The sequence below is a fragment of the Bacillus cereus group sp. TH152-1LC genome (assembly GCF_027710505.1).
GTDB classification, from domain to species: domain Bacteria; phylum Bacillota; class Bacilli; order Bacillales; family Bacillaceae_G; genus Bacillus_A; species Bacillus_A mobilis.
Genome location: NZ_JAQFNK010000066.1, coordinates 1 through 1,588, shown reverse-complemented (window position 1 = coordinate 1,588; position 1,588 = coordinate 1). Strand labels below are relative to the sequence as shown.

Below are 1,588 nucleotides of genomic sequence, written 5' to 3'. Positions count from 1 at the left end.
AAAAACCTACTAATTATTTTCAAGATAAAAATTAATAAAAAATATATTTTTTTCACATGGATATCACCCCAACGCAAATAACCGTACGTAAGTACGGCTTTTTTACATTTTTATTTTTCAAGACACCAAGGTACATGATTTATCTATAGTTGATAAACCTCCATTACCCGCGCGTAATATATACGCAGAAACTTATTCATTCCTGCAACCTTAGCTTTTTTTGAAGCTTTTCCTTCTAGTTCCTTTCGCAAAACATATTGATACACAGCGCTATCTCTAGTAGGTTTCACCGTCTTTAAACTTTGGACAATTTCATAGAGAACCTTCCTCAAATATTTTGATCCTCTTTTCGTTATCTTTCGTTCCCTTGCTTCAAATTGACCAGATTGATAGGGAGATACATCAATTCCTGCATATGCTACTAATGCTCTCGATGAACGAAAACGTCTAATATCTCCTATTTCTGCTAGGAGTCTCGGACCTGTACGATCTCCTACACCAGACATTTCTCTTACTACACCATATTCAGGGATAGACTCTGCTATTGTTTTCATCTGTGTTAAAATAGATGTGGTTATTTCGATTTGCTCTCGAAGTGACTTAATCAGCAGTCTCATCATCATTTCTGCACATTCTGATGAGGGGACTGTTTGTACACCTTTTAGGGTTAATTCATATATTTGTACTGCTTTTTTCTCTGCTATCCTATGTCCCTTTTTAGTAGCCCATTTGATAAATAGATTACTAAACCTCTTTTGCCCCAACCTTGAGACATGATCTATGGTTGGATACTTTTCTAATACATCTAATAAAGTTCCTTCCATGTTGTTATGATAAATCTTTTTTATACCTGGAAAGCATTTATCTATCAACTGAGTTAACTGATTTTTTATTTTCACTTTGATTGCCATACTTTTATGGTATTCCCTCGCATAAAATCGAAGTTCTTGATATTTTGAACCTTCCTCTTTATGCTCTCTAAGTTGATAATGATTGCCTAATAAGTATTCTGCCAGTTTGATTGCGTCTTGTTTATCTGTTTTTACTTGACGAAGCTTCGCATCATTATATTTTTTTATAACTAACGCATTTACGACATATACTTTAAATCCACTTTCGCATAAAAGCTGCAATACAGGCTCATGGTAATAACCAGTAGCTTCCATGATTATCCTTACTTCTTCGTCTTCTTGATAAAAGCTTAAAAGCTCAATAAATGCACTTATCTCGCTCATTGTATGATTCAATGTAACAACTTTTTTTAGTAATTTTCTTTCTTCATTCATTATGGCTACTACACTTTTTTCTTTTGCTACATCTATTCCTACTGAAATCACCTTTCCCCGCTCCTCTATCTTTTTTGACTGATAGCCCTTCACTACACCATCTATTCATTTTCGCCTGTTACTCGAGTGTTTGAACTCCACCTACTTAATCGAATTCTTGATAGTGAGTGATGGTTGACAGTTTTTTATTCCGAATGTTTCAATTCTAAGACCAGCCCGTCAACCAGTCGCTCTCATCATATATGAAAAAAGTATGACAAGCTATTCTTCGAATAACTCCTCATACTTATATAGTACGAAAG

General features: G+C 34.5%; 1 protein-coding gene. It reads right to left on the bottom strand.

Annotated elements, in window-relative coordinates; all coding sequences use genetic code 11:
* Positions 1-143: 143 nt before the first annotated feature.
* Positions 144-1,337: an IS110 family transposase gene (locus tag PDL00_RS34610; RefSeq protein WP_086404810.1), complete on the bottom strand. Its 1,194-nt coding sequence runs from the start codon at positions 1,335-1,337 to the stop codon at positions 144-146.
* Positions 1,338-1,588 lie beyond the last annotated feature (251 nt).